Annotated in this window: 25 protein-coding genes; 13 read left to right on the top strand and 12 right to left on the bottom strand. The window is 59.1% G+C overall.

Translation table 11 applies throughout. The features are described from left to right. Positions 1–6 precede the first annotated feature (6 nt). From astB to IM313_RS20100, 4 genes are read right to left on the bottom strand one after another with little or no spacing between them, the layout of a single operon-like run. Positions 7–1,332 (bottom strand): N-succinylarginine dihydrolase, encoded by a 1,326-nt coding sequence (gene astB, locus IM313_RS20115; protein WP_192970931.1) that lies wholly within the window; start codon positions 1,330–1,332, stop codon positions 7–9. Continuing rightward, positions 1,319–2,806, bottom strand: coding sequence for a succinylglutamate-semialdehyde dehydrogenase (gene astD, locus IM313_RS20110; protein WP_049001731.1), 1,488 nt, complete (start codon positions 2,804–2,806; stop codon positions 1,319–1,321). Before astD ends, astB begins: the two co-directional genes overlap by 14 nt. Continuing rightward, positions 2,803–3,837, bottom strand: a complete 1,035-nt coding sequence (gene astA, locus IM313_RS20105; RefSeq protein ID WP_041910463.1) for an arginine N-succinyltransferase — start codon at positions 3,835–3,837, stop codon at positions 2,803–2,805. Before astA ends, astD begins: the two co-directional genes overlap by 4 nt. Continuing rightward, complete coding sequence (locus tag IM313_RS20100) at positions 3,834–5,054, bottom strand: aspartate aminotransferase family protein (protein WP_028012790.1); 1,221 nt, start codon at positions 5,052–5,054, stop codon at positions 3,834–3,836. Before IM313_RS20100 ends, astA begins: the two co-directional genes overlap by 4 nt. Positions 5,055–5,487: 433 nt before the next feature. Between IM313_RS20100 and xthA the strand changes: the two genes are divergently transcribed. The 6 genes from xthA to IM313_RS20070 all read left to right on the top strand — a co-directional run bounded on the left by xthA (position 5,488) and on the right by IM313_RS20070 (position 11,663). After that, positions 5,488–6,294: an exodeoxyribonuclease III gene (xthA, locus tag IM313_RS20095; protein ID WP_032644863.1), complete on the top strand. Its 807-nt coding sequence runs from the start codon at positions 5,488–5,490 to the stop codon at positions 6,292–6,294. Positions 6,295–6,300: 6 nt separating this feature from the next. After that, on the top strand, positions 6,301–6,984 hold the full coding sequence (locus IM313_RS20090) for a TVP38/TMEM64 family protein (RefSeq protein ID WP_049001729.1): 684 nt from the start codon (positions 6,301–6,303) through the stop codon (positions 6,982–6,984). Between the two features lie 15 nt (positions 6,985–6,999). Continuing rightward, positions 7,000–8,160, top strand: a complete 1,161-nt coding sequence (locus IM313_RS20085; protein ID WP_049001742.1) for an ABC transporter substrate-binding protein — start codon at positions 7,000–7,002, stop codon at positions 8,158–8,160. Continuing rightward, positions 8,133–9,662: a thiamine ABC transporter permease gene (locus tag IM313_RS20080; protein ID WP_049001726.1), complete on the top strand. Its 1,530-nt coding sequence runs from the start codon at positions 8,133–8,135 to the stop codon at positions 9,660–9,662. Before IM313_RS20085 ends, IM313_RS20080 begins: the two co-directional genes overlap by 28 nt. Continuing rightward, a complete protein-coding gene (locus IM313_RS20075; protein ID WP_049001723.1) occupies positions 9,662–10,282 on the top strand; it encodes an ATP-binding cassette domain-containing protein in 621 nt (206 codons plus the stop codon). Before IM313_RS20080 ends, IM313_RS20075 begins: the two co-directional genes overlap by 1 nt. A gap of 73 nt (positions 10,283–10,355) precedes the next feature. Next, positions 10,356–11,663, top strand: a complete 1,308-nt coding sequence (locus tag IM313_RS20070; protein ID WP_192970930.1) for a sulfurtransferase — start codon at positions 10,356–10,358, stop codon at positions 11,661–11,663. Here IM313_RS20070 and IM313_RS20065 read toward each other — a convergent pair. Beyond that, complete coding sequence (locus tag IM313_RS20065) at positions 11,660–12,277, bottom strand: CDP-alcohol phosphatidyltransferase family protein (RefSeq protein WP_192970929.1); 618 nt, start codon at positions 12,275–12,277, stop codon at positions 11,660–11,662. The two genes, IM313_RS20070 and IM313_RS20065, sit on opposite strands and share 4 nt — an antisense overlap. Continuing rightward, positions 12,270–12,839 (bottom strand): carboxymuconolactone decarboxylase family protein, encoded by a 570-nt coding sequence (locus IM313_RS20060; RefSeq protein ID WP_100170445.1) that lies wholly within the window; start codon positions 12,837–12,839, stop codon positions 12,270–12,272. Before IM313_RS20060 ends, IM313_RS20065 begins: the two co-directional genes overlap by 8 nt. Positions 12,840–12,914: 75 nt before the next feature. Here IM313_RS20060 and IM313_RS20055 point away from each other — a divergent pair, with 75 nt between their 5' ends. Then, positions 12,915–13,331, top strand: coding sequence for a pyrimidine (deoxy)nucleoside triphosphate diphosphatase (locus tag IM313_RS20055; RefSeq protein WP_192970928.1), 417 nt, complete (start codon positions 12,915–12,917; stop codon positions 13,329–13,331). Here the strand turns inward: IM313_RS20055 and IM313_RS20050 are convergent. After that, positions 13,291–13,563, bottom strand: a complete 273-nt coding sequence (locus tag IM313_RS20050) for a YnjH family protein (RefSeq protein ID WP_028012780.1) — start codon at positions 13,561–13,563, stop codon at positions 13,291–13,293. The two genes, IM313_RS20055 and IM313_RS20050, sit on opposite strands and share 41 nt — an antisense overlap. Positions 13,564–13,790: 227 nt before the next feature. Between IM313_RS20050 and gdhA the strand changes: the two genes are divergently transcribed. Beyond that, positions 13,791–15,134, top strand: a complete 1,344-nt coding sequence (gene gdhA / locus IM313_RS20045) for an NADP-specific glutamate dehydrogenase (protein WP_192970927.1) — start codon at positions 13,791–13,793, stop codon at positions 15,132–15,134. Positions 15,135–15,193: 59 nt separating this feature from the next. Here gdhA and IM313_RS20040 read toward each other — a convergent pair whose 3' ends face one another. From IM313_RS20040 to IM313_RS20030, 3 genes are all read right to left on the bottom strand, one after another. Continuing rightward, positions 15,194–17,101 carry a DNA topoisomerase III gene (locus tag IM313_RS20040; RefSeq protein WP_192970926.1) on the bottom strand — a complete coding sequence of 636 codons (1,908 nt, stop codon included), beginning with the start codon at positions 17,099–17,101 and terminating at the stop codon, positions 15,194–15,196. A 4-nt stretch (positions 17,102–17,105) separates the two neighbouring features. Continuing rightward, positions 17,106–18,149 (bottom strand): selenide, water dikinase SelD, encoded by a 1,044-nt coding sequence (selD, locus tag IM313_RS20035; RefSeq protein WP_192970925.1) that lies wholly within the window; start codon positions 18,147–18,149, stop codon positions 17,106–17,108. A gap of 116 nt (positions 18,150–18,265) precedes the next feature. Further along, positions 18,266–18,817 carry an NAD(P)H nitroreductase gene (locus tag IM313_RS20030; RefSeq protein WP_028012776.1) on the bottom strand — a complete coding sequence of 184 codons (552 nt, stop codon included), beginning with the start codon at positions 18,815–18,817 and terminating at the stop codon, positions 18,266–18,268. Between the two features lie 167 nt (positions 18,818–18,984). Between IM313_RS20030 and sppA the strand changes: the two genes are divergently transcribed. From sppA to IM313_RS20010, 4 genes are all read left to right on the top strand, one after another. Next, positions 18,985–20,841, top strand: a complete 1,857-nt coding sequence (gene sppA / locus IM313_RS20025; RefSeq protein ID WP_192970924.1) for a signal peptide peptidase SppA — start codon at positions 18,985–18,987, stop codon at positions 20,839–20,841. Between the two features lie 63 nt (positions 20,842–20,904). Further along, the gene (gene ansA / locus IM313_RS20020) at positions 20,905–21,921 is read left to right on the top strand and encodes an asparaginase (RefSeq protein ID WP_028012774.1); all 1,017 of its coding nucleotides are present in this window, start codon (positions 20,905–20,907) and stop codon (positions 21,919–21,921) included. A 9-nt stretch (positions 21,922–21,930) separates the two neighbouring features. Beyond that, positions 21,931–22,572: a bifunctional nicotinamidase/pyrazinamidase gene (gene pncA, locus IM313_RS20015; RefSeq protein ID WP_045630119.1), complete on the top strand. Its 642-nt coding sequence runs from the start codon at positions 21,931–21,933 to the stop codon at positions 22,570–22,572. 172 nt (positions 22,573–22,744) lie between these two features. Beyond that, positions 22,745–24,001 (top strand): glycoside hydrolase family 18 protein, encoded by a 1,257-nt coding sequence (locus IM313_RS20010; RefSeq protein ID WP_192970923.1) that lies wholly within the window; start codon positions 22,745–22,747, stop codon positions 23,999–24,001. Between the two features lie 59 nt (positions 24,002–24,060). On the opposite strand, the gene IM313_RS20005 is transcribed toward IM313_RS20010, so the two are convergent. Together IM313_RS20005 and msrB are read right to left on the bottom strand one after the other, a co-directional pair. Next, the gene (locus tag IM313_RS20005; protein ID WP_028012771.1) at positions 24,061–24,339 is read right to left on the bottom strand and encodes a YeaC family protein; all 279 of its coding nucleotides are present in this window, start codon (positions 24,337–24,339) and stop codon (positions 24,061–24,063) included. 41 nt (positions 24,340–24,380) lie between these two features. Then, positions 24,381–24,794: a peptide-methionine (R)-S-oxide reductase MsrB gene (gene msrB / locus IM313_RS20000; protein WP_028012770.1), complete on the bottom strand. Its 414-nt coding sequence runs from the start codon at positions 24,792–24,794 to the stop codon at positions 24,381–24,383. Between the two features lie 341 nt (positions 24,795–25,135). Here msrB and gapA point away from each other — a divergent pair, with 341 nt between their 5' ends. Then, entirely contained in the window at positions 25,136–26,131 is a 996-nt protein-coding gene (gapA, locus tag IM313_RS19995; protein WP_006809136.1) for a glyceraldehyde-3-phosphate dehydrogenase, read from the top strand. Positions 26,132–26,162: the final 31 nt, after the last annotated feature.

Raw genomic sequence — 26,162 nt, 5'->3', positions numbered from 1 at the left:
TCTCCTTTAGCGCTGGAACGGGTAAACCGAGCCCAGCTGCAGGATTGACGATAACGCGTCCAGCGCCTCGCGCCCTTCGCGCAGCAGCTGTGGGTCAACCAGATCGGCCTGCGTTAACCGGTCGCGATAGTAGCGGTCCACCCAGTCGTTCAGGGTGTTAAAGAGCGTCTCATTCATCATGACTGCCGGGTTAACGGCCTGTATTTCATTTGGCGTTAACACGACCCGCAGGCGCAGACAGGCGGGGCCACCGCCGTTAGCCATGCTTTCGCGCAGGTCAAACACGCGCAGCTCGTCAATCGGGTTATCGGCCTTCACCAGTTCGGTGAGGTAGCGCCACACGCCCAGATGATCCCGGGACTCCTGCGGCAGCACCAGCATCATGCTGCCGTCATCGCGGCTCAGCAGCTGGCTGTTGAACAGATAGGTTTCGACCGCGTCCTGCACGCTGACCGCCTGCGTTGGCACCTGGATCGGCATAAAGCCCGGCACGCGTTCGCGCAGCGTGGCGAGCAGCTTATCCTGATGGGCAAAGGCCTGCTCATGGCAGAACAGCACCTGGCGGTTGGACACGGCAATCACGTCGTTATGGAACACGCCCTGGTCGATCACGTGCGGGTTCTGCTGGGCAAAAATCACCTGGGAAGGATTGACCTGGTTCAGGCGCGCAACCGCCTGGCTGGCCGCGAGCGTCTGACGCGCTGGATAACGGGTTGGCGCGGCGTGGCCGCCCTCTTCCCGCCCGTAGATAAACAGCTGCACGGCGGGATCGCCGTAATCGCCACCCAGCCGGTTATGGTTGGCCGCGCCTTCGTCGCCAAACATCGCCACCTGCGGCAGGGCCTGATGGATCTCAAAATGGGCGTCATGCTTGAAAATAGCGCGCAGCACGCGCTCCGTGGTGTCCGCTTCGGTGGCGCGATGAAACTTATTATTCAGGTTCGCCACCGTCAGATGGACTTTACCATCCAGCGTATCGGCTGACGGCGCGACGGTGGCCGCGTTGGCCACCCACATTGAAGAGGCAGAGCTTGCCGCAGAGAGCAAATGCGGCGTCTGCGTACCCGCTTTTTCGACGACCTGCTCGTCCGTACCGCTAAATCCTAGCTGGCGCAGCACCGCCACGTTAGGGCGTTCCTGCGGCGGGATCACCGCCTGCGGGAAGCCGGCATCCGCGAGCGCCTTCATTTTTAGCAGCCCCTGCTTCGCCGCCAGCTTCGGGTTGGAGACCTGAAAGCGGTGCTTCGTCGAGGCTTCATTACCAAAGGAGAGACCGGCATAGTGGTGCGTCAGCCCCACCAGCCCGTCAAAGTTGACTTCACGCGCTTTCATGGCCTTCTCCCTTCGTAAAATCGAGCCCCGGGTTAAGCGTCTCCGGCAGCGTCAGCGCCGGGGTTTCCAGACTCGCCATCGGCCACGCGCAGTAATCGGCGGCATACCAGGCGCTGGCGCGATGGTTGCCCGAGGCGCCCACGCCGCCGAACGGCGCGGTGCTCGCCGCCCCGGTCAGCGGTTTATTCCAGTTCACGATCCCGGCACGCGCTTCCAGCAGTAGTTGTTCAAACTTCTCGCGATGCGGCGATATCAGCCCGCTCGACAGGCCGTAGCGGGTGTTATTCGCCATCGCAATGGCCGTATCAAAATCGTCGTAACGCCAGACACACAGCAGCGGGCCAAACACCTCTTCATCCGGAACGCTGCTCGCACCGCTCATCTCTACGATGCCCGGCGTCAGCAGCGAGGTACCCGGCTGAACTTGCTTCGGCTCGAGCAGGGTTTTCGCCCCGCGTGCAACGTGGTCCTGCCAGGCGTTGAGCACGTTCAGCGCGGCCTGTTCGGAGATCAGCCCGCCGATAAACGGCTGCGGGTCGGCATCCCACGCGGCAGGCACCAGCCGCGCGCTCACCTCTACCAGACGCTTCAGGAAGGCATCCCCCTGCGCGCCGCGCTTGACCAGCAGGCGGCGGGCGCAGGTGCAGCGCTGTCCAGCGGTAATAAAGGCGGACTGGATCGTCAGGTGCACCGCAGCGTCGATATCATCAGGATCTTCGACAATCAGCGGGTTGTTGCCGCCCATCTCCAGCGCCAGAATTTTCTCCGGCTGCCCCGCCAGCTGGCGGTGCAGCTGATAGCCCGTTCCGGCGCTGCCGGTAAACAGCAGGCCGTCGATATCGCTCAGCGCGCTCAGCGCCTGGCCGGTTTCCCTCCCGCCCTGCACGAGGTTCAGCACGCCCGGCGGCAGCCCGGCCTGCTCCCATAGCTTCACCACCGCCTCGCCGGTTAACGGCGTAAGCTCGCTCGGTTTGAAGATGACGGTATTGCCCGCCAGCAGCGCGGGGACAATGTGACCATTCGGCAGATGCCCAGGGAAGTTATACGGGCCAAACACCGCCAGCACGCCGTGCGGACGGTGGCGCAGCGTGGCCGCGCCGTCCGGCATCTCAGTATGCTGCTCGCCGGTGCGGGTGTGGTACGCCTTAACCGAAATAGCGATTTTATTGATCATCGCCGTCACTTCGGTCGCCGCTTCCCAGCGCGGTTTGCTGGTTTCGGACGCGATGATGCGCGTCAGCTCGGCCTTGTTGGCCTCCAGCAGTCCGGCAAATTTTTCAATAAGCGCCTGGCGCTCGGCGAATGGCCGTTTTGCCCACGCGAGAAACGCGTGTCGTGCGGAACGGCAGGCCTGCTCGACCTGCGCGACGCTGGCGTCATTTCCCTTCCACAGCACCTCTTTTCCAACTGGATTGGTTTTTACGCGCTGTTCGCCTTCGCCCGTTACCCAGTCACCGTTAATCCATAATGTCATGCTGTTTTCTCCTCAGGGCAGAGACGCACCAGGCGAACCGTATCGCCGGCGTTACATTTCAGGGCATCCAGCTCTGCAGCCGTCAGCACCAGACGTTCACATTTCGGGTTGGTCCGCACCAGCATGGCGCGGAAGTTGGCGTAATTTTCGTTCGCCACCAGGCATGCCGGCCAGTCACCCGGCGCGGGCTGGCCTTCGGATACCTCAACCAGGCGGCTTTTACGGATGGCGCGCACGCGGTCGATATCGCACTCAAGCGTTGGCCCGCCGTCAAAGATGTCGACATAGTTACGGTAGCGGAAGCCCTCTTTCTCCAGCACCGCGCGGGCAGGCGCGGTTTGCGGATGCACTTCGCCAATTACCGCCTGCGCTTCAGGCGTTAAGAAATGGGTATAGATAGGATGTTTAGGCATCAGCTCCGCGATAAAAGCTTTCTGGCCGGTGCCGCAGAGATAGTCCGCCCGGCTGAACTCCATCGAGAAGAAGCGCTCGCCCAGGCTCTCCCAGAAGGGCGAGTAGCCTTTGTCGTCGATCACGCCGCGCATCTCTGCCACCACTTTTTCGTTAAAGCGATCTCGGAAAGCGGCCATAAACATAAAGCGCGATTTGGAGAGCAGATAGCCGTTGCCCTCTTTGCGCCACGCCGGGTCGAGGAACAGCGTACAGAGCTCGCTGGCGCCCGTGTGGTCATTGCAGAGAAACAGCGTGGGCAGCGCGTTATAGACGTTCAACTCTTTCGAGGCGTGAACCATGGTGCCGACGCGGTAGTTGTACCACGGGTCGTTAAGCCCGACGGCCACTTCAATGGCGCAGATCCCGGCCACGCTCCCCGTTTCGGTGTCTTCCAGTACGAACACGTAACCCTGTTCGCTTTTTGGCAACGTCCCCTGCCAGGTTTGCAGGGCGCGCTCAATGCGCGCCGACAGCGTTTTTTCATCGGCAGGAAGCGAGGTCAGCCCGCCTCCCGTCTTACCGGCAAGCTGCATGAGCCCGGCAATATCGCCGCGCTCAACGGGACGGATGACCATCATGATGACACCCCGGATTTCACCTTCTCACACGCCAGCGCAAAACGATCCAGACCGGTTTGCACCTCTTCCTCGCTGACAATCAGCGCAGGGGCAAAACGCACCACGTTGGCACCGGCAATCAGCACCATCACGCCCGCTTTTGCCGCTTCCTGTGAAATAAGCTTCGCTTTTCCGGCAAACTCAGCCGTGAGCTCGCAGCCGATCAACAGCCCCAGGCCGCGAATTTCTTTAAACAGGCCAAGCTTGCCGTTGATGGCGTTCAGGCGCTCAACGAACCACTCGTGACGCTGCTTAACGCCCTTCAGCACCTCAGGGGTGTTAATGATGTCGAGCACCTGTCCGGCGACGGCGGTCGCCAGCGGGTTACCGCCGTAGGTGGTGCCGTGGGTGCCCACGGTCATCACGCTGGCGAATTTATCGGTGGTCAGCGTCGCGCCAATCGGGAAGCCGCCGCCCAGCGCTTTGGCGGTAGAGAGAACGTCCGGCGTCACGCCGTAGTGCATATAGGCATACAGCTCGCCGGTGCGGCCTACGCCGGTCTGCACTTCGTCGAAAATCAGGACCGCGTCGTGACGGTCGCACAGCTCGCGCAGCCCCTGCAGGAATGCCTTTTGCGCCGGAAGCACGCCGCCCTCGCCCTGCATTGGTTCGACAATCACCGCGCAGGTGGTGTCGTTAATCAGCTCGCTGGCGGACTGCAGATCGTTATAAATGCCGTGGCGAATATCCGGCGGCAGCGGAGCGAAATCCTGCGAATAAGAAGGCTGGCCGCCCGCGCTCACGGTAAAGAGCGTGCGCCCGTGGAAGGCATTTTTAAACGCCACAATCCCGCTCTTGTGCGTCCCAAACTTGTCGTGGGCATATTTGCGCGCCAGCTTCAGCGCCGCTTCGTTGGCCTCCGCGCCGGAGTTACAGAAAAAGACTTTTTCAGCGAAGGTCGCGTCAATCAGCTTTTTCGCCAGGCGCAGCGCGGGTTCGTTGGTAAAGCCGTTGCCGGTATGCCAGAACTTCGCCGCCTGGTCATTCAGCGCCTGACGCAGCGCCGGATGGGCATGACCCAGCGCATTCACCGCAATCCCCCCGGCAAAGTCGATATACTCTTTACCCTGCTGATCCCACAGGCGTGAGCCTTCCCCGCGAACCGGAATAAAAGCCGCCGGAGCGTAAACCGGCATCATCCATTCATCGAAATTTTCACGCGTAATTGACAGAGACATAGCGACCTCATCCGGTAAATAAAAAGTTATTTGAATGTTAAATAATTGAGTGTTTGCACTGTGAATGTAGATTGCAGCCTTCGTGCCAGCCAGCGATAAAAATGCATAAACGGGGTGAGGTAACAGAATATCAATAGGTTACAATATGGAGTTATTCACTGTTAGTGCATAAAAAGTGAATATTTTTACGACAAGCGGCGCTTTGCCGCATGAAAATCAGAAAGAGTATGCACAGGCCAAATATAATTCTGGAATTGTGATCGCTCGCGAAATTTATCGGCCCTTTACGCCCTGTTTGAGGGCGAAGCGCGTCAGAATGGTGCAAATATTGCACCACCGGCAATATCTGTCGCAGTTATTGGTCGAACCCGGTAACAGTTGACGCAAATTCTGCTACCATCCATGCACTATTCACCTTGCACTGGCAGCGACTATGAAATTTGTCTCTTTTAATATCAACGGCCTGCGCGCCCGCCCTCATCAGCTAGAAGCCATTGTTGAGCAACATCAGCCAGATGTGATCGGCCTGCAGGAGACCAAGGTACACGACGACATGTTCCCCCTCGAAGAGGTGGCGAAACTCGGCTACAACGTCTTTTACCACGGTCAGAAAGGTCACTATGGCGTCGCGCTGCTCACCAAAGACACGCCGGTTTCCGTGCGCCGCGGCTTCCCCGGCGACGGTGAAGAAGCCCAGCGCCGCATCATCATGGCGGAAGTGCCCTCCGCGCTCGGGAATATTACGGTCATTAACGGCTATTTCCCGCAGGGTGAGAGCCGCGATCACGAGACAAAATTCCCGGCCAAAGCGAAGTTTTATCAGGATCTGCAGAACTATCTGACGACCGAACTGAAAAAAGAGAATCCGGTGCTGATCATGGGCGACATGAACATCAGCCCAACGGATCTGGATATCGGCATCGGCGAAGAGAACCGCAAGCGCTGGCTGCGCACCGGCAAATGCTCCTTCCTGCCGGAAGAGCGTGAGTGGATGGAGCGCCTGCTGGGCTGGGGCCTGGTGGATACCTTCCGCAATGCCAACCCGGAAACGCAGGATCGCTTCTCGTGGTTTGACTACCGCTCGAAGGGCTTTGACGACAACCGCGGCCTGCGTATCGATCTGCTGCTGGCGAGTACGCCGCTGGCGGAGCGCTGCATCGAAACCGGGATCGACTACGACATCCGCAGCATGGAAAAACCGTCGGACCACGCGCCGGTATGGGCTAAATTCAAGCTGTAATCGCGCGTGAACATACGAAAAACACTCTTCCTGTGCGCCCTTCTGGGCGCATTTCTTATGACACTTGTCATTCTGCCGCCTGACACGCTTTCTCTGGCAGGAATTAAAACCCACCAGCAGACGCTACTCTCCCATGTCGACCACGCGCCGCTGCGTAGCGCGCTGATCTTCTTTGCGCTTTACGTGGCGGTTTCCGCTCTCTCGATACCCGGCGCGGCGGTTCTGACCCTGCTGGGCGGGGCGTTATTTACGCTGTGGGAAGGCACCGTGCTGGTTTCGTTTGCCTCCACGCTCGGGGCCACGCTGGCGATGCTCGCCAGCCGTTACCTGCTGCGCGACTGGGTGCAGCGGCGGTTTGCCCGACAGATGGCAACGGTAAATGCGGGCATGGCGCGCGACGGCGCGGGCTATCTTTTTGCCCTGCGCCTGATGCCGCTGTTCCCGTTTTTCCTGGTGAATTTACTGATGGGGCTGACCCGCATCACGGTCCGGCGCTACTGGTGGGTCAGCCAGCTCGCCATGCTGCCCGCGACGGTTATCTTTCTGAACGCCGGGCGGGAACTGGGAAAAGTGGCATCGCTGCGCGATATTTTGTCGCCGGGCGTGGTATTCGCCTTTACACTACTGGGGTTATTACCGCTGGTTACGCGCCGGCTGTTTTCCCGCTATCTCCCTGCTGATAAAAAGTGAGGCATTATGCGCCGTGTGCGTTTTTGCACGTTTCTGACCGGTCTGCTGTTGGCAGCCCCCCTCTATGCCGCCGACGGCTGGCAAGCTATTCAACAGCAGGCCAAAGGCCAGACCGTCTGGTTTAACGCCTGGGGCGGCGATCCGGCGGTTAACCGCTACCTTGAGTGGGTCAGCGGTGAGATGCAAACGCACTATGCCATCACCCTAAAAATCGTCCCGCTGGCGGATGCCGCCGATGCGGTCAAACGTATTCAGACGGAAGCCGCCGCAGGGCGTAAGACCAACGGCTCGGTCGACCTCCTGTGGGTGAACGGCGAGAACTTCCGCACGCTAAAAGAGGCGAACCTGCTGCAAACCGGGTGGGCGCAGGGTCTGCCCAACTGGCGCTATGTCGATACCCGTAAACCCGTTACGGAAGATTTTGCGATTCCCACCGACGGGGCGGAATCGCCGTGGGGCGGCGCGCAGCTGACTTTTATTGCCCGCAAAGCCAGCATGCCAATGCCGCCGGAGGATCCGCAGGCGCTGCTGGCGTACGCGCAGCAGCACCCGGGCAAGGTGAGCTATCCTCGCCCACCCGATTTTACCGGCACGGCCTTTCTTGAGCAGTTGCTGCTGACGCTTACGACGAATCCCGAGGCGTTACAAAAAGCGCCTGATGATACGTTTGCCCAGGTTACGGCGCCGCTCTGGGCCTACCTCGATAAACTGCACCCGCTGCTGTGGCGTGAAGGAAAAGACTTCCCTCCCTCACCCGCCCGGATGGATGCCCTGCTCGCCAGCGGAAGTCTGAACCTGTCGCTGACCTTTAACCCGGCGCATGCGCAGCAAAAAGTGGCGAGCGGCGAACTGCCTGCCGACAGCTACAGCTTTGGTTTTCAGGGCGGGATGCTCGGCAACGTGCATTTTGTCGCTATTCCGGCTAATGCCAGCGCGAGCGCGGGGGCGAAAGTGGTCGCCAATTTCCTGCTGTCGCCGCAGGCACAGATCCGCAAGGCCGACCCGGCCATTTGGGGAGATCCGAGCGTGCTGGATGCGAAAACGCTGCCCGAAGGTGAAGCGAAACAGCTGCAGGCCCACACGCCTCAGGGGCTACCGAAGGTGCTCCCGGAGCCGCAGTCCGCGTGGGTGAACGCGCTGGAGCAGGAATGGCTGCGTCGTTACGGCACCCGTTAGGCTGGCTTGTCTGGCTGGCGATGACGGTGATTTATCTGCCGATCCTGCCCGCTGGCACCGTGCTGTTCGCGCCGGCCTTTTCCGTGACGAACTGGCAGCGGCTGCTAAACGATCCTCAGCTGCCGCAGGCAGCCATTGCCACGCTGGTCTCAACGCTTATCGCTACGCTGGGGGCCTTGTTTATCGCCCTTTCCCTCGTGGCTCTTTTCTGGCCCGGCACCCGCTGGCGGCGCCTCAGCACGCGCCTGCCGTGGCTGCTGGCGATCCCCCACGTGGCCTTCGCCACCAGCGCGCTACTGCTGTTTGCCGAGGGCGGACTGTTTTATCAGGTTTGTACCGTCTGTTCGCCGCCGTTTGACCGCTACGGCGTAGGGCTGGGCCTGACGCTCGCGGTCAAAGAGAGCGCATTTGTGCTGTGGGCCATTTACGCCGTGCTGCCGGAAAAAGGGCTTGCGCAGCAGAAGATCGTCCTGCAAACCTTTGGCTACGGGCGTTTTCAGACGCTCAGCTGGCTGATCCTTCCGGCGATCGCGCCCGTCCTCGGGGCGGTTATGCTGGCGGTGCTGGCGTGGTCGCTGTCGGTTGTGGACGTAGCGATCGTTCTCGGGCCCGGCAACCCGCCCACGCTGGCCGTGCTGGCCTGGCAGTGGCTGAGCCAGGGCGACGCGCAGCAGCAGGTGAAAGGGACGCTGCTGTGCCTGGTGCTCCTTCTTTTGCTGGCCGCGCTTGCCGCGCTGGGGTACGGCCTGTGGAAGGTCTGGCGTCGCGCGATTCCGGACCTGAGCGGGACGCGCCGCAGGTTGCATCTCGTCCTGCCTGAACGCGCATTCAACGGCTTTTTGCCCGCATGCGGCCTCCTTTGCGCCGCCGTGCTGTTGATGCTGGCGCAGCGGGACGACGTAGGTCCCGTGGGAACCAGCCTCTCCTTCGGTCTGCTTTCGAGCCTTATCGCCCTGATCGTCATTTTTCTCTGGCTGGAATGGGGACCGCAGCGCGGCGCGGCGTGGGTGTGGCTACCGCTCGCCCTTCCGGCACTGCCGCTCGTCACCGGGCAATACGCGATTGCTTTGCATCTGGGTCTCGACGGAGGCTTTATCGCCGTCCTCTGGAGCCATCTGCTGTGGGTGCTACCGTGGATGCTGCTGGTGCTGCAGCCCGCCTGGCGGCGGATCGATCCCCGGCTTATCCTTACCGCCAGAACGCTCGGCTGGCGGCGGGCAAAAATTTTCTGCCTGCTGAAATGTCCCCTGCTGGTGCGTCCTGCGCTGCTGGCCTTTGCCACCGGCTTTTCCGTCAGCATGGCCCAATATATGCCGACCCTGTGGCTGGGCGCGGGACGTTTCGCCACGCTGACCACCGAGACCGTCGCGCTCAGCAGCGGAGGCAGCATCCCGGTTCTCGCTAACCGTGCCCTGGGATTACTGCTGGTCACGGGCGTCGTATTCGGTCTTGCTGCGCTGTTATCCCGGCTCGCGGGCTGCTACCGTCAAGGATTACGCTAATGCTTAAGGTCAACGATCTCACCATCGAACCGCTTTTCCGCGAGGTCAATTTTTGTGTACCCCGCGGGGAGATTGTCACCCTGATGGGGCCGTCCGGCAGCGGCAAATCGACCCTCTTTGCCTGGATGGTCGGCGCGTTGTCAGAGAATTTTCAGGCGCGGGGCGAACTGTGGATCGGCGAACGCCGCTGCGACGGTTTGCCCGTCGAATCCCGCGGTCTGGGGATTCTTTTTCAGGACGCGCTGCTGTTCGACCCTTTCAGCGTTGGGCAAAATTTGCTGCTGGCCTTGCCTGAGCGGATCGCGGGACGCGCACGGCGGGAAGCGGTCAAGCAGGCGCTGGATTCCGCCGGGCTTGGCGGTCATTACGACAGCGATCCGGCCACCCTTTCCGGCGGAGAGCGCGCCCGGGTGAGCCTGCTGCGCGCCCTGCTCGCAGAGCCGCAGGCGCTGCTGCTGGACGAACCGTTCAGCCGCCTTGATAAAGCGTTACGCACGACGTTCCGGGCATGGGTATTTGACGCCGTCCGCGCGCGCAATATTCCGGTGGTGCTGGTCACCCATGACGAGGACGATATTCCGCCCGGCGGCGAGGTGATGGAGATTTCTCGCTGGCAATAATGTGCTAACGCAATGTTTTCCGTTTCGGGAGAGACGACAATGCCCCCCTCTTTTACTGACGTCAGGTTATTCGATGAAACGTGTTTCTCAACTGACCGCGCTGGCCCTGATCTGCGGCCTCGCCTCTTTTTCCTCTCAGGCTGCTGATATGGCCAACGCGATGACGCTGTCTCAGCTTCAGGCGCAGCACGGCGCGGCAATCGACACCCGCCCCAGCGCCTTCTATAACGGCTGGCCGCAGACCCTCAGCGGTCCTTCCGGGCACGAACCCGCTGCGCTCAACCTGGCAGCCGCCTGGCTTAGCGCCATGAGCGACGAGCAGATTGCACTTTGGGCAAAACAGCATCAGCTTACCCCTGCGACGTCCATCGCGCTGTATGGCGACGAGAACGATAACCAGGCGGTGAAAGCCCGTCTGGAGAAAGCTGGTTACCGCCACGTTTCGCTGCTCAGCGATGCTCTGCGGACGCCCGACCGCCTTCAGCGCCTGCCCCACTTTGAACAGCTGGTCTACCCGCAGTGGATCCACCGGCTTCAGCAGGGCAAACCGGTGACCTCCGCGCCGGCGGGCGAATGGAAAGTCATAGAAGCGGCCTGGGGCGCGCCGAAGTTTTACCTGCTTAACCACATTCCCGGCGCGGGCTACATTGACACCAACGAGGTGGAAAGCGAGCCGCTGTGGAACAAAGTCTCCGACGACAGGCTGAAAGCAATGCTGGCAAAGCACGGGATCCGTCACGATACCACCGTCATTCTGTACGGGCGCGACGTTTACGCCGCCGCGCGCGTGGCGCAGATTATGCTCTACGCGGGCGTGAAGGATGTGCGCCTTCTCGATGGCGGCTGGAAGGCTTGGTCAGATGCCGGTCTGCCGGTTGAGCGCGGTACGCCCGGCAAAGTGGCTCCTGCCCCTGATTTTGGCGCGCCGATCCCCGGCCAGCCGCAGCTGATGGTGGATATGGAACAGGCGCGCGGCATGCTGCACCGTCAGGATGCCTCCCTGGTCAGCATTCGTTCGTGGCCGGAGTTTATCGGCGAAACCAGCGGCTACAGCTACATCAAGCCAAAAGGTGAAATTGCCGGTGCCCGCTGGGGTCACGCGGGCAGCGATGCCACCCACATGGAGGATTTCCATAACCCGGATGGCACCATGCGCAGCGCTGACGACATCGCCGCCCAGTGGAAGCGCTGGAATATTCTGCCGGAACAGCAGGTCGCGTTTTACTGCGGCACCGGCTGGCGGGCGTCCGAAACCTTTATGTACGCCCGGGCGATGGGCTGGAAAAATATCGCCGTCTATGACGGCGGCTGGTACGAATGGAGCAGCCACCCGCAGAACCCGGTCACCGCCGGAGAGCGCGGACCAGAGAGTGCTCTCTAACGGGTGAGTGACTTCAGCGTCACGTAGCCGCTCCAGATGCGCGTTGTGGTGGTCAACCAGCACAGCGCGCCGAATATCCACGCGAACAGCGTAAACTGTGCCGGAAACAGGCAGCACAGCACGAACAGCGCGATGGTCTCCGTCCCTTCCGTTAACCCGCCGATATAGTAAAACGACTTATGCGCATAGCCGGGGTTGTCGATCTCGTGCTTCGCCGCCAGCGCGGCAAAGGCGAGAAAACTGCTGCCGGTGCCGATAAACGCAAACAACAGCCAGGCCGCCGCCAGCGCATTCTCTACGGGTGCAGCCAGCGCAAAGCCAAACGGCACCAGCGCATAGAACAGAAAATCGAGGGCGATATCGAGAAACCCTCCCGCATCCGTCAGCCCTCTCCGACGCGCCAGCGCGCCGTCCAGACCATCCAGCAGGCGGTTCAGGACGATGGCGGCCAGCGCCGCCGAATACCAGCCGAGGGCCAGAAACGGCAACGCCAGCAGGCCGATGGCAAACCCGGCAAGCGTTAATCCGTCGGGCGTAACGCCCGGCTTATCCAGCACGGATACCAGACGGTCCAGAGCGGGCTTTACCCGCGGGTGCAGGTGACGGTCAAGCATCAGGCTTCCCTTTAAACGTGGCGCACAGCCCTTGTGCCGGTATATCCAGCGCGGCATTAAACCGGGCCGAGAGATTCTGAAAGGCAATGAGCGCCGTCATTTCAGTGATGGCATCATCCGTAAAGTGGCGTTTCATCGCCGTTTTGATTGCTTCATCCACCCGAGGCGGCGTGGCGGTCACCGCCTCCGCATAGGCCAGCGCCGCGCGTTCCTGTTCACTGAACACGTCAGAATCAGCCCAGCCGCTTACGGCCTGGACTTTATCCAGCGCGCCGCAGCGCTCGGCCAGGCGCAGGCTGTTGGCGTCAATGCAGAACGCACAGTGGCACAGCTGCGATACGCGCGTCATAAGCAGCGAGCGCAGCACTGGCGTCAGGCGCGCTTTTCTGCGCTCCAGAAACCCCACAAACAAAGCGACCAGCCAGAACAGACGCGGCATGCGTCCCCACCAGCGCGTGGGGTTCAGCATGGCACCGAAGTGTTTTTGCTGCATGGCGGCAATAGGTTTTACGCTCGCCGGAAGGGTTGGGATGGGCTCTACCCAGGTGGACGTCTCTTTCACCTGATTCTCCTGATGGCTGGACTCTTTGAAAGGGCACGATAATATGGCGTTTTTCGCTATCAAGTATTGACGACCATGCTAAAAACAGTCGATGTCGTTGCGGCCATCATCGAAAAAGACGACAAAATTTTACTGGCACAGCGCCCTGCTCACGCCGACCAGCCGGGAATGTGGGAGTTCGCTGGCGGCAAAGTGGAGGCCGGAGAAACCCAGCCTGAGGCGCTTATCCGCGAGCTGCGTGAAGAGCTGGGTATCGAGGCTCAGCCTGAGCAGTACGTGGCGAGCCATCAGCGCGAGGTATCACAGCGCTTAATCAACCTGCACGCCTGGCACGTACCCCGCTTCAGCGGAGAGTTAACGGTGCACTACCACAGCTCGCTGGCGTGGTGTACGCCGGAAGAGGCTTTCAGTTATGAGTTAGCTCCGGCGGATATTCCGCTGCTGGAGGCGTTTATTCTTTTACGCGACGCCAGACCAGCGGATTCGTGCTGATGGTACGTTCATCGCGCTGGCACTGCAGCAGCACGCCATCCGCCTTCACGACGGCCCCTTCAGAATAGTTTTGATCCTGGTAGATGCAGCACTGGTTACACGGCTGCGCGCGCTGGCCGCTGGAGCTAAACACCTCCGGCGGCACGTTCACTTCTACATCCGGGCGAATGCGGTCAGCCTGCGCGCCTGCGGTCAACATCAATGATAACGCGGCCATCACGTAACGGTTCATAGACTTCTCTTCCTGTTGTGTCCTGATAATGACTATAACGGTAAATCGGGCAGAATCTTTAATTTAGCGCGCCATCGCTTTTTGTTATGACGCGGCCCGGGTCATTAATTTCCCTTTCGGCCCACATTTCTGCTTGCTTCACAAAGCGGTACGGGTGGTATAGTCAAAAAAACAACACAAATCGCATAAGCAACATACATTAATGACTATAAGAGGTTCTTATATCTATGGATCAGACACGCTCTCTGGAAAGTTTCCTTGCCTATGTTCAGCAGCGCGACCCGCACCAAAGCGAATTTGCTCAGGCCGTTCGTGAAGTAATGACTACCCTCTGGCCGTTCCTTGAAGAAAACCCGCGCTATCGTCAACTGTCGCTGCTGGAACGTCTGGTTGAACCAGAGCGTGTGATCCAGTTCCGCGTGACCTGGGTGGATGACCGCAACCAGGTACAGGTCAACCGCGCCTGGCGCGTGCAGTTTAACTCCGCCATCGGTCCGTTTAAGGGCGGCATGCGCTTCCACCCATCCGTGAACCTGTCGATTCTGAAATTCCTTGGCTTTGAACAGACGTTTAAAAACGCGCTCACCACCCTGCCAATGGGCGGCGGTAAAGGCGGGAGCGATTTCGACCCGAAAGGCAAAAGCGAAGGCGAAGTGATGCGTTTCTGTCAGGCGCTAATGACCGAGCTCTACCGCCACCTCGGCCCGGACACCGACGTACCGGCGGGGGATATCGGCGTGGGGGCCCGCGAAGTAGGCTTTATGGCCGGGATGATGAAAAAACTCTCCAACAACAGCGCCTGCGTCTTTACCGGCAAAGGGTTATCGTTTGGCGGCAGCCTGATCCGCCCGGAGGCGACCGGCTACGGCCTGGTTTACTTCACCGAGGCAATGCTCAAGCGTCACGGCTTAGGTTTCGAGGGGATGCGCGTGGCGGTCTCCGGCTCCGGCAACGTGGCGCAGTACGCTATCGAAAAAGCGATGCAGTTTGGTGGCCGCGTGGTAACGGCCTCCGACTCTAAAGGCACGGTAGTGGACGAAGCGGGCTTTACGGCGGAGAAGCTGGCGCGCCTGTGCGAAATCAAAGCCAGCCGCGATGGCCAACTTGCCGATTATGCCGCGGAGTTTGGCCTGACGTATCTGGAAGGCAAACAGCCGTGGGGTGTGCCGGTGGATATCGCCCTGCCGTGCGCCACGCAAAACGAACTGGACGCGGACGCCGCGCGCAAGCTAATTAGCAACGGCGTGAAGGCGGTAGCGGAAGGGGCGAATATGCCGACCACTATCGAGGCGACGGATCTGTTCCTGGAGGCGGGCGTGCTGTTTGCGCCAGGCAAGGCGGCGAACGCGGGCGGCGTGGCAACCTCCGGCCTGGAGATGGCGCAAAACGCGGCGCGGCTCGGCTGGAAGGCGGAGAAAGTGGATGCCCGTTTGCACCACATCATGCTGGATATTCACCATGCCTGCGTCGAGTACGGCGGCGAGGCAACGCAAACCAACTACGTGCGCGGGGCGAATATCGCCGGGTTCGTGAAGGTGGCGGATGCGATGATTGGGCAGGGTGTGATTTAAGGTTTATATCGTGCGGCCGGGTGCCCTCTCCCACGGGGAGAGGGAGAAAACCGGGCGTATCAGGCCGCGCTCTTTTTCTTTTTGAACGGTTTCTTCGCGCCACCACCGGGTGCAACCATGCCTCTGAACCGCTTCACCGGCGTGCTGCGCGCCTGATCGATCAGCTGGTAAAGCGTCCCCACCAGCGGCTGCATAAAGTCCTGATAGCGGCACTGCTTTTCGCTGATTTGCGTCAGTACGGATTCCCAGTGCGCGGTCATGTCCGGCCTTGCGGCCAGCTCCGGCAGGGAGTGTATGAGCGCCCGGCCCGGTTCCGTTGAGTGGATGTAGCGCCCCTTTTTCTCAAGAAAACCTCGCTTAAAGAGCAGCTCGATGATCCCCGCGCGGGTTGCTTCCGTACCCAGTCCATCAGTGGCGCGCAGGATCTTCTTCAGATCTTTATCCTGCACAAAGCGGGCGATCCCGGTCATGGCCGACAGCAGCGTCGCATCGGTGAAGTGGCGCGGCGGCTGGGTCTGACGTTCAACCACTTCGCCCTTCTCGCACAGCAGTTCGTCATCTTTAGCGACCACCGGCAGCGGCGTGCCGTCGTTCTCCTCATCGCGCTCTTTATTGCCGAGGAGCGTGCGCCAGCCCGCTTCCGCGAGGAAACGCGCTTTAGCGATAAACTTGCCTTTGGCAATTTCCAGCTCGATGACGCACTTGCGGAACACCGCGTCCGGGCAGAACTGCATCAGGTACTGACGGGCGATCAGGTTATAGACCTTCGCTTCGTTATCGGTCAGGTTGACCTTGCTGGCGCGCGCCGTCGGGATAATCGCGTGGTGGGCATCGACCTTTTTGTCGTCCCAGCAGCGGTTATGGGTGTCCGGGTTAACGACGGACTGCGGGAGCAGATCCGGCGCGTGGACGCCGATAGCATTCATCACCGAATGGCGTCCGGCAAAGTGCTCTTCCGGCAGGTAGCGGCTGTCCGAACGTGGATAGGTGATCAGCTTGTGGGTTTCGTAGAGTTTCTGGCAGATATCCAGCACGTTCTGCGCGCTGAGGCCAAAGCGCTTCGCGGCCTCAATCTGCAGAGCAGAAAGGGAGAACGGCAGCGGCGCGGGTTCTGATTCCCGTTTATCGTTATAGCTGGTAACGATGGCCGGCTGGCCGGTAATACGGTTAACCACATGCTCCGCCAGCGGACGGTGCAGCAAACGCCCCTCTTCATCCTGGTACGACTCGCAGGCGTCGCTCGGCTGCCAGACGGCGGTGAAGCGCTCGTCTTGAGGCGTGACGATATGCGCTTTCACTTCAAAGAAATCTTTGGCGACGAAGTTCTCGATCTCTTCGTCGCGACGCACCACCAGCCCCAGCACCGGCGTCTGCACGCGGCCCACGGAGAGTACGCCCTGATAGCCCGCGTTGCGCCCGAGGATGGTGTAGGCGCGGGTCATGTTGATGCCGTACAGCCAGTCGGCGCGGGCGCGCGCTAAAGCAGAGACGCACAGGGGGATAAACTCGCTGTTGGAACGCAGGCGCGAGATCGCCCGCTCAACGGCCTGCGGGTTGAGATCGTTGATCAGGCAGCGCTGCACCTGCTGGCGCTTTTCCGGCGCCAGCTCAAGATAGTCCAGCACTTCGTCCACCAGCAGCTGCCCTTCTCTGTCCGGGTCACCTGCGTGGACCACTTCCGTCGCCTCATGCAGGAAGCGCTTAATAACGTTGAGCTGTTTGGTGACGGACGGACGAGGCTGAAGACGCCACTTTTCCGGCACGATGGGCAGATCGTTGAGGTTCCAGCGGGCGTAGCGGCTGTCGTAGACGTCCGGCTGCGCCTGTTCAAGCAGGTGGCCGATACACCAGGTGACCACCTGCCCGTTACCGCATTCGATAAAGCCGTCGCCTTTGCGATGCGGTTTAGGCAGCACGTCGGCGATGGCACGGGCCAGGCTCGGCTTTTCGGCAATAAACAACCGCATCGAATTAACGGATCTCAATCATCGGTCGGCCGCCGCGGGCGGTCACCAGTTCGCCGATCGCCGTCAGGGTGATGCCAAACTCGGCGGCGGTTGCCTGAACCTCGGCTTCGGATTCCGGCGTGACGGCCAGCAGCAGGCCGCCGGAGGTTTGCGGATCGCACAGCAGGTTGCGCCACGCCTCAGGCATTTCGCCCATCAGGTGACCGTAGCTGGCGAAGTTGCGCTGGGTACCGCCCGGAACCGCGCCCTGGGCAATGTACTCTTCCACGCCAGGCAGCTTCGGCACGTCCTGATACCAGACCTGCGCCTGCACGCCTGCGCCCTGACAGACTTCAGAGAGGTGCCCCAGCAGGCCAAAACCGGTGACGTCGGTCATCGCCTTTACGCCGTCGATATTGGCGAACGCCGCGCCGGCGAGGTTCATCTGGCACATGACTTCCGTCGCCAGACCTTTGTGCTCCGGTTTGAGCAGGGATTTTTTCTCAGCGGTGGTGAGCACACCAATGCCCAGCGGCTTGGTGAGGAACAGCTTGCAGCCCGCCTGCGCGGTGCTGTTGCGCTTCACGCGCTCGGTCGGCACCACGCCGGTAACGGCCAGGCCGAAGATAGGCTCTGGCGCATCAATCGAGTGGCCGCCGGCCAGCGCAATCCCCGCCTGCTGGCAGGCGAAACGCCCGCCATCAATCACCTCGCGGGCGATTTCCGGTGGAATGGTGCTGATCGGCCAGCCCAGAATGGCGATGGCCATGATCGGCTTACCGCCCATGGCGAAGATATCGCTGATGGCGTTGGTGGCCGCGATGCGCCCGAAGTCGAACGGGTTATCAACAATCGGCATAAAGAAGTCAGTGGTGCTGATAATGCTGGTGCCGTTACCTAAGTCATAAACCGCCGCATCGTCACGCGTTTCGTTGCCGACAAGCAGGTTCGGGTCGACAAACTTCGCCTGTTCACTGTGCAGAATGGTCTCCAGCACTTTCGGGGAAATTTTACAACCGCAACCGGCTCCGTGGCTGTACTGCGTTAAACGAATGGTTTGCTCGCTCATGGACGTCTCCTGTCATCTCAATCGCGCTATGGTAGCGCTCATTCCATAAAGAGGTAAGTATGACTGTCTGAATTCTGCGGCGGATGCTCAGAATCCAGACAGTTTAGCGCGTGTAATTAAAAACGGCTGACGAAAGGCGTGGTGTCCGGCACGCTAATGGTGCTGGAGGCTTTAAGCTGCGGGGTGCCGAGGTAAAGGAAACCGACAATTTTGTCGTGCTCACCGCAGGAGAATCCTGCCCGCACTGCGGCGCTCTCGGTCAGCGGCCCGGTGCGCCAGATACCGTTATAACCCTGCGCAACGGCGGCCATCTGCATCGCCATCACCGCACAGCCGGCAGACATTTCCTGCTCCCAGACCGGCACCTTATGGTCGGCCTGGCATTTCGCCACGACAGCGATAATCATCGGGGCGCGGAACGGCGCGTTACGCGCCTTGTCGATACCTTTCTCATCCTGCCCGGCGGCAACTGCCCCCTGCTCCAGCAGCTGACTGAAGCGATCGCGGCCTTCGCCTTCAATCACAAAGAAGTGCCACGGCTGCAGCGTGCCATGATCCGGCGCACGCATACCGGCACGCAGAATGTTTTCCAGCTGCTCGCCCGCTGGGGCGGGTTCGGCCAGACGTGACGCGCTACGACGGTTAACAAGCAGTTCGAGTGCATCCATTGGTTAACTCCTTTCTTGAAATTTACTCACAAAATTAACACGACGGCAGATTTTGTTACAGCCTGGCAGGCGATTCCTGCTGACAAGTGGCGGTTGGGTCATTACGATAACCCAACATTACCGTCCAGTGGCGACGGAAACAGTCATTTTCTGGTTAGGGAGAATACATGCGAACCCTTTGGCGAATCTTTGCCGGTTTCTTTAAATGGACGTGGCGACTGCTCAACTTCGTCCGCAACCTGGTGATGAACATCTTCTTCATCCTGCTGGTTCTGGTTTGCGCGGGCATCTGGATGCATATCAGCAACGCGAATCAGGCGCAGCATTCGACTCGTGGGGCCCTGTTACTCGATATCACCGGCGTGATCGTTGATAAACCGTCCACCAGCAATCGTCTGGGGGTGATCGGCCGCCAGCTGTTTGGCGCGACGTCAGACCGCCTGCAGGAGAACTCCCTGTTCGATATCGTCGATACTATCCGTCAGGCCAAAGACGACCGAAACATCACCGGGATCGTGCTGGATCTGAAAGATTTTGCCGGCGGCGACCAGCCTTCTATGCAGTACATCGGTAAAGCGCTGCGCGAATTCCGCGACAGCGGCAAGCCGGTGATTGCCGTGGGCGACAGCTACAGCCAGGGGCAATATTATCTGGCAAGCTTCGCCAATAAGATCTGGCTTTCGCCGCAGGGTACGGTCGATCTGCACGGTTTTGCCACCAACGGCCTGTACTACAAATCGCTGCTCGACAAGCTGAAGGTCACCACCCACGTCTTCCGCGTCGGCACCTATAAATCTGCCGTGGAGCCGTTTATCCGCGACGATATGTCCCCTGCCGCCCGTGAAGCGGACAGCCGCTGGATTGGCGAGCTATGGCAGAACTATCTGGGTACCGTTGCCGCTAACCGTCAAATTACCGCTGAGCAGGTGTTCCCTGGCGCTCGCGGCGTGCTGGATGGACTGCGCAAGGTCGACGGTGATACCGCGAAATATGCGCTCGACAACAAGCTGGTTGACGCGCTGGGCACCAGTGCGGATATCGAAAAAGCCCTGACCAAACAGTTTGGCTGGAGCAAAGAGGACAAAAACTACAGCGCCATCAGCATGTATGACTATGCTGCGAAAAAGCCGGACGACAGCGGCGACAGCGTAGCCGTGGTGTTTGCTAACGGCGCTATCATGGACGGTCAGGAAACACCGGGGAACGTCGGCGGTGATACTACCGCGTCGCAAATTCGCGATGCACGCCTTGACCCGAAAGTGAAAGCGATTGTCCTGCGGGTTAACAGCCCTGGCGGCAGCGTTAGCGCTTCCGAAGTGATCCGCGCCGAGCTGGCCGCAGCGCGTGCCGCTGGCAAGCCGATCGTCGTATCCATGGGCGGCATGGCCGCGTCTGGTGGGTACTGGATCTCCACGCCTGCCAACTATATTGTGGCGAACCCAAGCACGCTGACCGGCTCGATTGGCATCTTCGGGGTGATTAACACCGTAGAAAACAGCCTGGATTATCTGGGCGTGCATACCGATGGTGTTTCCACGTCGCCGCTGGCGGATGTGTCGATGACCAAATCTCTGCCGCCGGAAGTTTCAGAGATGATGCAGCTGAGCATTGAGAACGGCTATAAACGCTTTATCACGCTGGTTGCCGACTCGCGTAAGAAGACGCCGGAACAGATCGACCAGATTGCTCAGGGCCACGTCTGGACCGGACAGGATGCGAAGAGTAACGGTCTGGTCGACAGCCTGGGCGACTTCGACGACGCGGTGAAGAAAGCCGCCGAACTGGCGAAGCTCAAGCAGTGGCACGTTGAGTATTATCAGGACGAACCGTCGTTCTTCGATATGGTGATGGACAGCATGTCCGTCTCCGTACGCGCCATGCTGCCGGAGGCGCTGCAGGCGTACCTGCCGGCCCCGGTGACCACGGCTGCGAAAGCGATGAAGACGGAAAGCGATAAGCTCGCGGCCTTTAACGATCCACAAAGTCGTTACGCGTTTTGCCTGACCTGCGCGAACGTCCGTTAAAAACCGTCCCCTCTTCCCGTGAAGAGGGGATTTTTTTCTTTTGAAGAACAAGAACTCACTACCATGCAGAAGAAATCGATTTATGTAGCCTACACTGGCGGTACCATCGGTATGCAGCGCTCTGAAAATGGCTATATCCCCGTCTCCGGCCATCTGCAGCGTCAGCTTGCGCTGATGCCTGAATTCCACCGTCCGGAAATGCCTGACTTCACCATCCACGAATACGAGCCGCTGATGGACTCCTCCGACATGACGCCGGAAGACTGGCAGCACATCGCGGATGACATTAAAGCCCATTACGACCAGTACGACGGCTTCGTGATCCTTCACGGCACCGACACCATGGCGTTCACCGCTTCGGCGCTCTCCTTCATGCTGGAGAACCTGAGCAAGCCGGTGATCGTCACCGGGTCGCAAATACCGCTGGCGGAGCTGCGCTCGGACGGGCAGATCAACCTGCTGAACTCCCTGTACGTGGCGGCGAATTACCCGATCAACGAAGTGTCGCTGTTCTTTAACAATCGCCTGTATCGCGGCAACCGCACCACCAAAGCCCATGCCGACGGTTTTGATGCCTTTGCCTCCCCTAACCTGCAGCCGCTGCTGGAAGCGGGTATTCATATCCGTCGTCTGGGAACGCCTCCGGCACCGAACACCGCCGGCGAGCTGATTGTGCATCCGATTACCCCGCAGCCGATTGGCGTGGTCACCATTTATCCGGGCATCTCCGCGGACGTGGTGCGCAACTTCCTGCGCCAGCCGGTGAAAGCGCTGATCCTCCGTTCCTATGGCGTCGGCAACGCTCCGCAGAACGGCGAATTTCTGAAGGAGCTTCAGGAAGCCAGCGAGCGCGGAATTGTGGTGGTAAACCTGACCCAGTGCATGTCTGGCAAGGTCAATATGGGCGGCTATGCCACCGGCAACGCGCTGGCGCACGCGGGGGTGATCAGCGGCTTCGATATGACCGTTGAGGCGACGCTGACTAAACTTCATTATTTACTGAGTCAGGATCTGGACATTCAGTCCATTCGCCGCGCAATGATGCAAAACCTGCGTGGCGAGCTGACCCCGGACGAATAAGGAGCTCTCATGAAGCAACGCGCCCTGCTACTGGTCGATTTGCAAAATGATTTCTGCGCGGGCGGCGCGCTGGCCGTCGCCGAAGGTGACAGCACCGTTGACGTGGCAAATACCCTGATTGACTGGTGCAAAGCCCGCGGTGAAGCGGTTGTCGCCAGCCAGGACTGGCACCCGGCGAACCACGGCAGCTTTGCCAGCCAGCACAACGTTGAGCCTTTCACCCAGGGTGAACTCGACGGTCTGGCGCAAACCTTCTGGCCGGATCACTGCGTACAGCAGACCGAAGGAGCGGAGCTGCACCCGCTCCTGAATCAGAAGGCCATCGACGCGGTGTTCCATAAAGGTGAAAACCCGGTTATCGACAGCTACAGCGCGTTTTTCGATAACGGGCATCGCCAGAAGACGGCGCTGGATGCGTGGTTACGTCACCATGAAATCACGGAGCTGATCGTGCTGGGTCTGGCGACGGATTACTGCGTGAAGTTTACCGTGCTGGACGCGCTCCAGCTGGGTTATACCGTTAGCGTCATCACCGACGGCTGTCGTGGGGTGAACATCCAACCACAGGACAGCGCCCAGGCGTTTATGGATATGGCCGCCGAAGGTGCCACGCTGTATACGCTGGCAGACTGGCAGGAAACGCAGGCGTAGCCTTTTAAGCCGGGTGGCGCTGATGCTTACCCGGCAAAACCCCTCCCCAATCCCCATAAAGTGAACTCCCTCGCATCCTCAGCGAAGCGGCAATGCTATTCTCTTCAGGCTGTTTTTTCGCCACGCCTTTTCTGTGGCGTGGTTATTTTCATTTAGTCAAAGAGGAACTTGTATGAAACGTTTGCCCCTGCTGGCAGCATTACCCTTGCTTTGCGCGTCGCTTGCTTCCGCCGCACCTCTGATGTCCGTGGGCTACTTTAACGGGGGTGGCGACGTCACCGCCGGACCGGGTGGCGATATCAACAAACTGGACGTTCGCCAGATCACCCACCTGAACTACTCGTTTGGGCTTGTTTATAACAACGAGAAAGATGAGACCAACCCTGCGCTGAAAGATCCGGCGAAGCTGCATCAAATCTGGCTTTCGCCAAAAGTGCCGTCCGACCTGGCCTTAATCCCCACTCTGCGTAAGCAAAACCCGAACCTGAAAGTCCTGCTCTCCGTTGGCGGCTGGGGGGCGCGCGGTTTCTCTGGCGCAGCGGCAACCCAGGAGAGTCGCGCGGTGTTTATCCGCTCCGCGAAGGAAATTGTTGAGAAATACGGTCTGGACGGGATCGATCTCGACTGGGAATATCCGGTCAACGGCGCGTGGGGGCTGGTTGCAAGCCAGCCCGCCGACAGGGATAACTTTACCGCCCTGCTGAAAGAGATGCGCGACGCGTTCGGGCAGAAAAAGCTGGTGACCATTGCGGTGGGCGCGAATGCGGAAAGTCCGAAAAGCTGGGTGGATGTCAAAGCCATCGCCCCGCTCCTCGACTACATCAACCTGATGACCTACGACATGGCGTACGGGACACAGTACTTCAACGCGAACCTGTATGACTCCAGCGCCTGGCCAACGGTGGCTGCCGCCGACAAATACAGCGTCGATTTTGTGGTGAACAACTATCTGGCCGCCGGACTTAAGCCGAAGCAGATGAACCTCGGGATCGGTTTTTACGGCCGCGTACCGAAACGTGCGGTTGAACCGGGCATTGACTGGAGCAAGCCGGACGCGCAAAAAAATCCGGTCACACAGCCCTACTTTGGACCGCAGGAGGTCGCCCTGTTTAAGTCGCTCGGCTATGACCTGACTAAAGATACCTACGTGAAGTACAACGATATCGTGAAGAAGCTACTGAACGATCCGCAGAAGCATTTTACCGAGCACTGGGACGACCAGGCGAAGGTACCGTGGCTCTCGGTAAAGGGTGCCGATGGCAACGCGCTGTTTGCGATTTCGTATGAGAATCCGCGTTCTGTCGCGATCAAGGCGGACTACATCAAAGAGAAAGGCCTCGCCGGGGCGATGTTCTGGGAGTACGGAGCGGACGACAACAATCAGTTAGCGAAACAGCTGGCGGAGTCGCTCGGGATCCCGCATAAGTAGTAAGGCACCAGGCCCTCTCCCACAGAGAGAGGGCCTGGTGAGGGCATCAACCCGCACCGTTATTGCATTTTGATCGTCGCAATCGGCTTCGGCGTGATGCCAAAATCTTCCTTCAGCTCGCGCTTGCTCTTCATCACCATCTGACCGTTAGTGTCGATAGTCATGTGTTGCGCATCGGTGTTATTGCGCGCCTGCCACAGCATCACCAGCTGCAAACTGTTCTCTTTTTGCTCAGGCGTGAGCGCCACACCGTCCGGCCATTTTCCCAGCTCAACGGCGGTCACCAGACGCTGATAAACTTCCGGGGTCATCCCGTTAATCATGTCCTCAATATTCACGATCTCTCCCTTTCAAAGGAATAATTTGCTGAATCGTTTTTTCAACCCTTAATCTGGTCGCCGTTTTCATCATCGGTGAAGCTCATTGAGGCTGAATTCACGCAGAAACGCTCACCCGTTGGCTGAGGACCATCCGGGAAGACGTGCCCCAGGTGCGCGTCGCAGTTACCGCAGCGAATTTCCGTGCGCACCATACCGTGCGACGAGTCGGTCAGATAGCGGATTGCGTCATCGCTCACCGGCTCGTAAAAGCTCGGCCAGCCGCAGCCGGAGTCGTATTTCGTTTGTGAATTGAACAGCGGGGCATCGCAGACCAGACAGTGATAGACACCGTCTCGCTTGTTGTGCAGTAATCGCCCGGTAAATGGCGGCTCCGTGCCGTGATTCTGGGTCACGTAAAACTGCATTTCGGTGAGGTTTTTTTTCAGATCGTCAGGGTTATGTTGGTTCGACATATGCTTACATCTCGCTGTAGAAACAGACATCTTTTAACCCGGATTCTAACAAAACATTAACACCCTTGCGTGCACTTTTGTTCTAAACTTATGTGTCGCGAAAAGGCGGTCAGGCAATTGTGATCACGTTCACATTTTTATCCTGCGAGGACTTTAAAATTCCGGGCGCAGCCCCCATGTGGTTGCAAGCTCAAAGGGAAAGTGAGGCGAGTCAGTCGCACAAACGTTAGTCACAGGATTGATTTGTCGCAATGATTGACACGATTCCGCTTGACGCTGCGTAAGGTTTTTGTAATTTTACAGGCAACCTTTTATTCACTAACAAATAGCTGGTGGAATATATGACTATCAAAGTAGGTATCAACGGTTTTGGCCGTATCGGCCGTATTGTTTTCCGTGCTGCTCAGAAACGTTCTGACATCGAAATCGTTGGTATCAACGATCTCCTGGACGCTGAATACATGGCGTACATGCTGAAGTACGACTCAACTCACGGTCGTTTCGACGGCACCGTTGAAGTGAAAGACGGCCACCTGGTTGTTAACGGCAAAACCATCCGCGTTACTGCTGAGAAAGACCCAGCTAACCTGAAATGGAACGAAATCGGTGTTGACGTTGTTGCTGAAGCAACCGGTATCTTCCTGACCGACGAAACTGCACGTAAACACATCACTGCGGGTGCGAAGAAAGTTGTTCTGACTGGTCCTTCCAAAGACAACACCCCAATGTTCGTTCGCGGTGCAAACTTCGAAACTTACGCTGGCCAGGACATCGTTTCTAACGCATCCTGCACCACCAACTGCCTGGCACCGCTGGCAAAAGTAATCAACGACAACTTCGGCATCATCGAAGGTCTGATGACTACCGTTCACGCGACCACCGCTACTCAGAAAACCGTTGACGGCCCGTCTCACAAAGACTGGCGCGGCGGCCGTGGCGCGGCTCAGAACATCATCCCATCCTCTACCGGTGCTGCTAAAGCTGTAGGTAAAGTACTGCCAGAACTGAATGGCAAACTGACTGGTATGGCGTTCCGCGTTCCAACTCCTAACGTCTCCGTTGTTGACCTGACCGTTCGTCTGGAAAAAGCTGCTTCTTATGAAGAAATTAAGAAAGCAATCAAAGCTGCTTCCGAAGGCCCAATGAAAGGCGTTCTGGGTTACACCGAAGACGATGTTGTATCTACCGATTTCAACGGCGAAGTGTGCACTTCCGTGTTCGATGCTAAAGCAGGTATCGCACTGAACGACAACTTCGTGAAACTGGTTTCCTGGTACGACAACGAAACTGGCTACTCTAACAAAGTACTGGACCTGATCGCTCACATCTCCAAATAAGTTGAGATGAGTGATTGATCCAAAAAGGCGA

The organism is Enterobacter cloacae complex sp. P2B (assembly GCF_014895985.1).
In the GTDB taxonomy this organism is placed as follows: domain Bacteria; phylum Pseudomonadota; class Gammaproteobacteria; order Enterobacterales; family Enterobacteriaceae; genus Enterobacter; species Enterobacter bugandensis.
The sequence above is the reverse complement of the archived record's forward strand: the minus strand, read 5'-3'. Positions and strand labels throughout refer to the sequence as shown.

Excerpts from the sequence above, each read along its gene's own strand:
- astB (WP_192970931.1), bottom strand. The coding sequence starts at position 1,332 with ATGAAAGCGCGTGAAGTCAACTTTGACGGGCTGGTGGGGCTGACGCAC.
- astD (WP_049001731.1), bottom strand. The coding sequence starts at position 2,806 with ATGACATTATGGATTAACGGTGACTGGGTAACGGGCGAAGGCGAACAG.
- astA (WP_041910463.1), bottom strand. The coding sequence starts at position 3,837 with ATGATGGTCATCCGTCCCGTTGAGCGCGGCGATATTGCCGGGCTCATG.
- IM313_RS20100 (WP_028012790.1), bottom strand. The coding sequence starts at position 5,054 with ATGTCTCTGTCAATTACGCGTGAAAATTTCGATGAATGGATGATGCCG.
- xthA (WP_032644863.1), top strand. The coding sequence starts at position 5,488 with ATGAAATTTGTCTCTTTTAATATCAACGGCCTGCGCGCCCGCCCTCAT.
- IM313_RS20080 (WP_049001726.1), top strand. The coding sequence starts at position 8,133 with ATGGCTGCGTCGTTACGGCACCCGTTAGGCTGGCTTGTCTGGCTGGCG.
- IM313_RS20075 (WP_049001723.1), top strand. The coding sequence starts at position 9,662 with ATGCTTAAGGTCAACGATCTCACCATCGAACCGCTTTTCCGCGAGGTC.
- IM313_RS20070 (WP_192970930.1), top strand. The coding sequence starts at position 10,356 with ATGAAACGTGTTTCTCAACTGACCGCGCTGGCCCTGATCTGCGGCCTC.
- IM313_RS20065 (WP_192970929.1), bottom strand. The coding sequence starts at position 12,277 with ATGCTTGACCGTCACCTGCACCCGCGGGTAAAGCCCGCTCTGGACCGT.
- IM313_RS20055 (WP_192970928.1), top strand. The coding sequence starts at position 12,915 with ATGCTAAAAACAGTCGATGTCGTTGCGGCCATCATCGAAAAAGACGAC.
- IM313_RS20050 (WP_028012780.1), bottom strand. The coding sequence starts at position 13,563 with ATGAACCGTTACGTGATGGCCGCGTTATCATTGATGTTGACCGCAGGC.
- gdhA (WP_192970927.1), top strand. The coding sequence starts at position 13,791 with ATGGATCAGACACGCTCTCTGGAAAGTTTCCTTGCCTATGTTCAGCAG.
- IM313_RS20040 (WP_192970926.1), bottom strand. The coding sequence starts at position 17,101 with ATGCGGTTGTTTATTGCCGAAAAGCCGAGCCTGGCCCGTGCCATCGCC.
- selD (WP_192970925.1), bottom strand. The coding sequence starts at position 18,149 with ATGAGCGAGCAAACCATTCGTTTAACGCAGTACAGCCACGGAGCCGGT.
- IM313_RS20030 (WP_028012776.1), bottom strand. The coding sequence starts at position 18,817 with ATGGATGCACTCGAACTGCTTGTTAACCGTCGTAGCGCGTCACGTCTG.
- sppA (WP_192970924.1), top strand. The coding sequence starts at position 18,985 with ATGCGAACCCTTTGGCGAATCTTTGCCGGTTTCTTTAAATGGACGTGG.
- ansA (WP_028012774.1), top strand. The coding sequence starts at position 20,905 with ATGCAGAAGAAATCGATTTATGTAGCCTACACTGGCGGTACCATCGGT.
- pncA (WP_045630119.1), top strand. The coding sequence starts at position 21,931 with ATGAAGCAACGCGCCCTGCTACTGGTCGATTTGCAAAATGATTTCTGC.
- IM313_RS20010 (WP_192970923.1), top strand. The coding sequence starts at position 22,745 with ATGAAACGTTTGCCCCTGCTGGCAGCATTACCCTTGCTTTGCGCGTCG.
- msrB (WP_028012770.1), bottom strand. The coding sequence starts at position 24,794 with ATGTCGAACCAACATAACCCTGACGATCTGAAAAAAAACCTCACCGAA.
- gapA (WP_006809136.1), top strand. The coding sequence starts at position 25,136 with ATGACTATCAAAGTAGGTATCAACGGTTTTGGCCGTATCGGCCGTATT.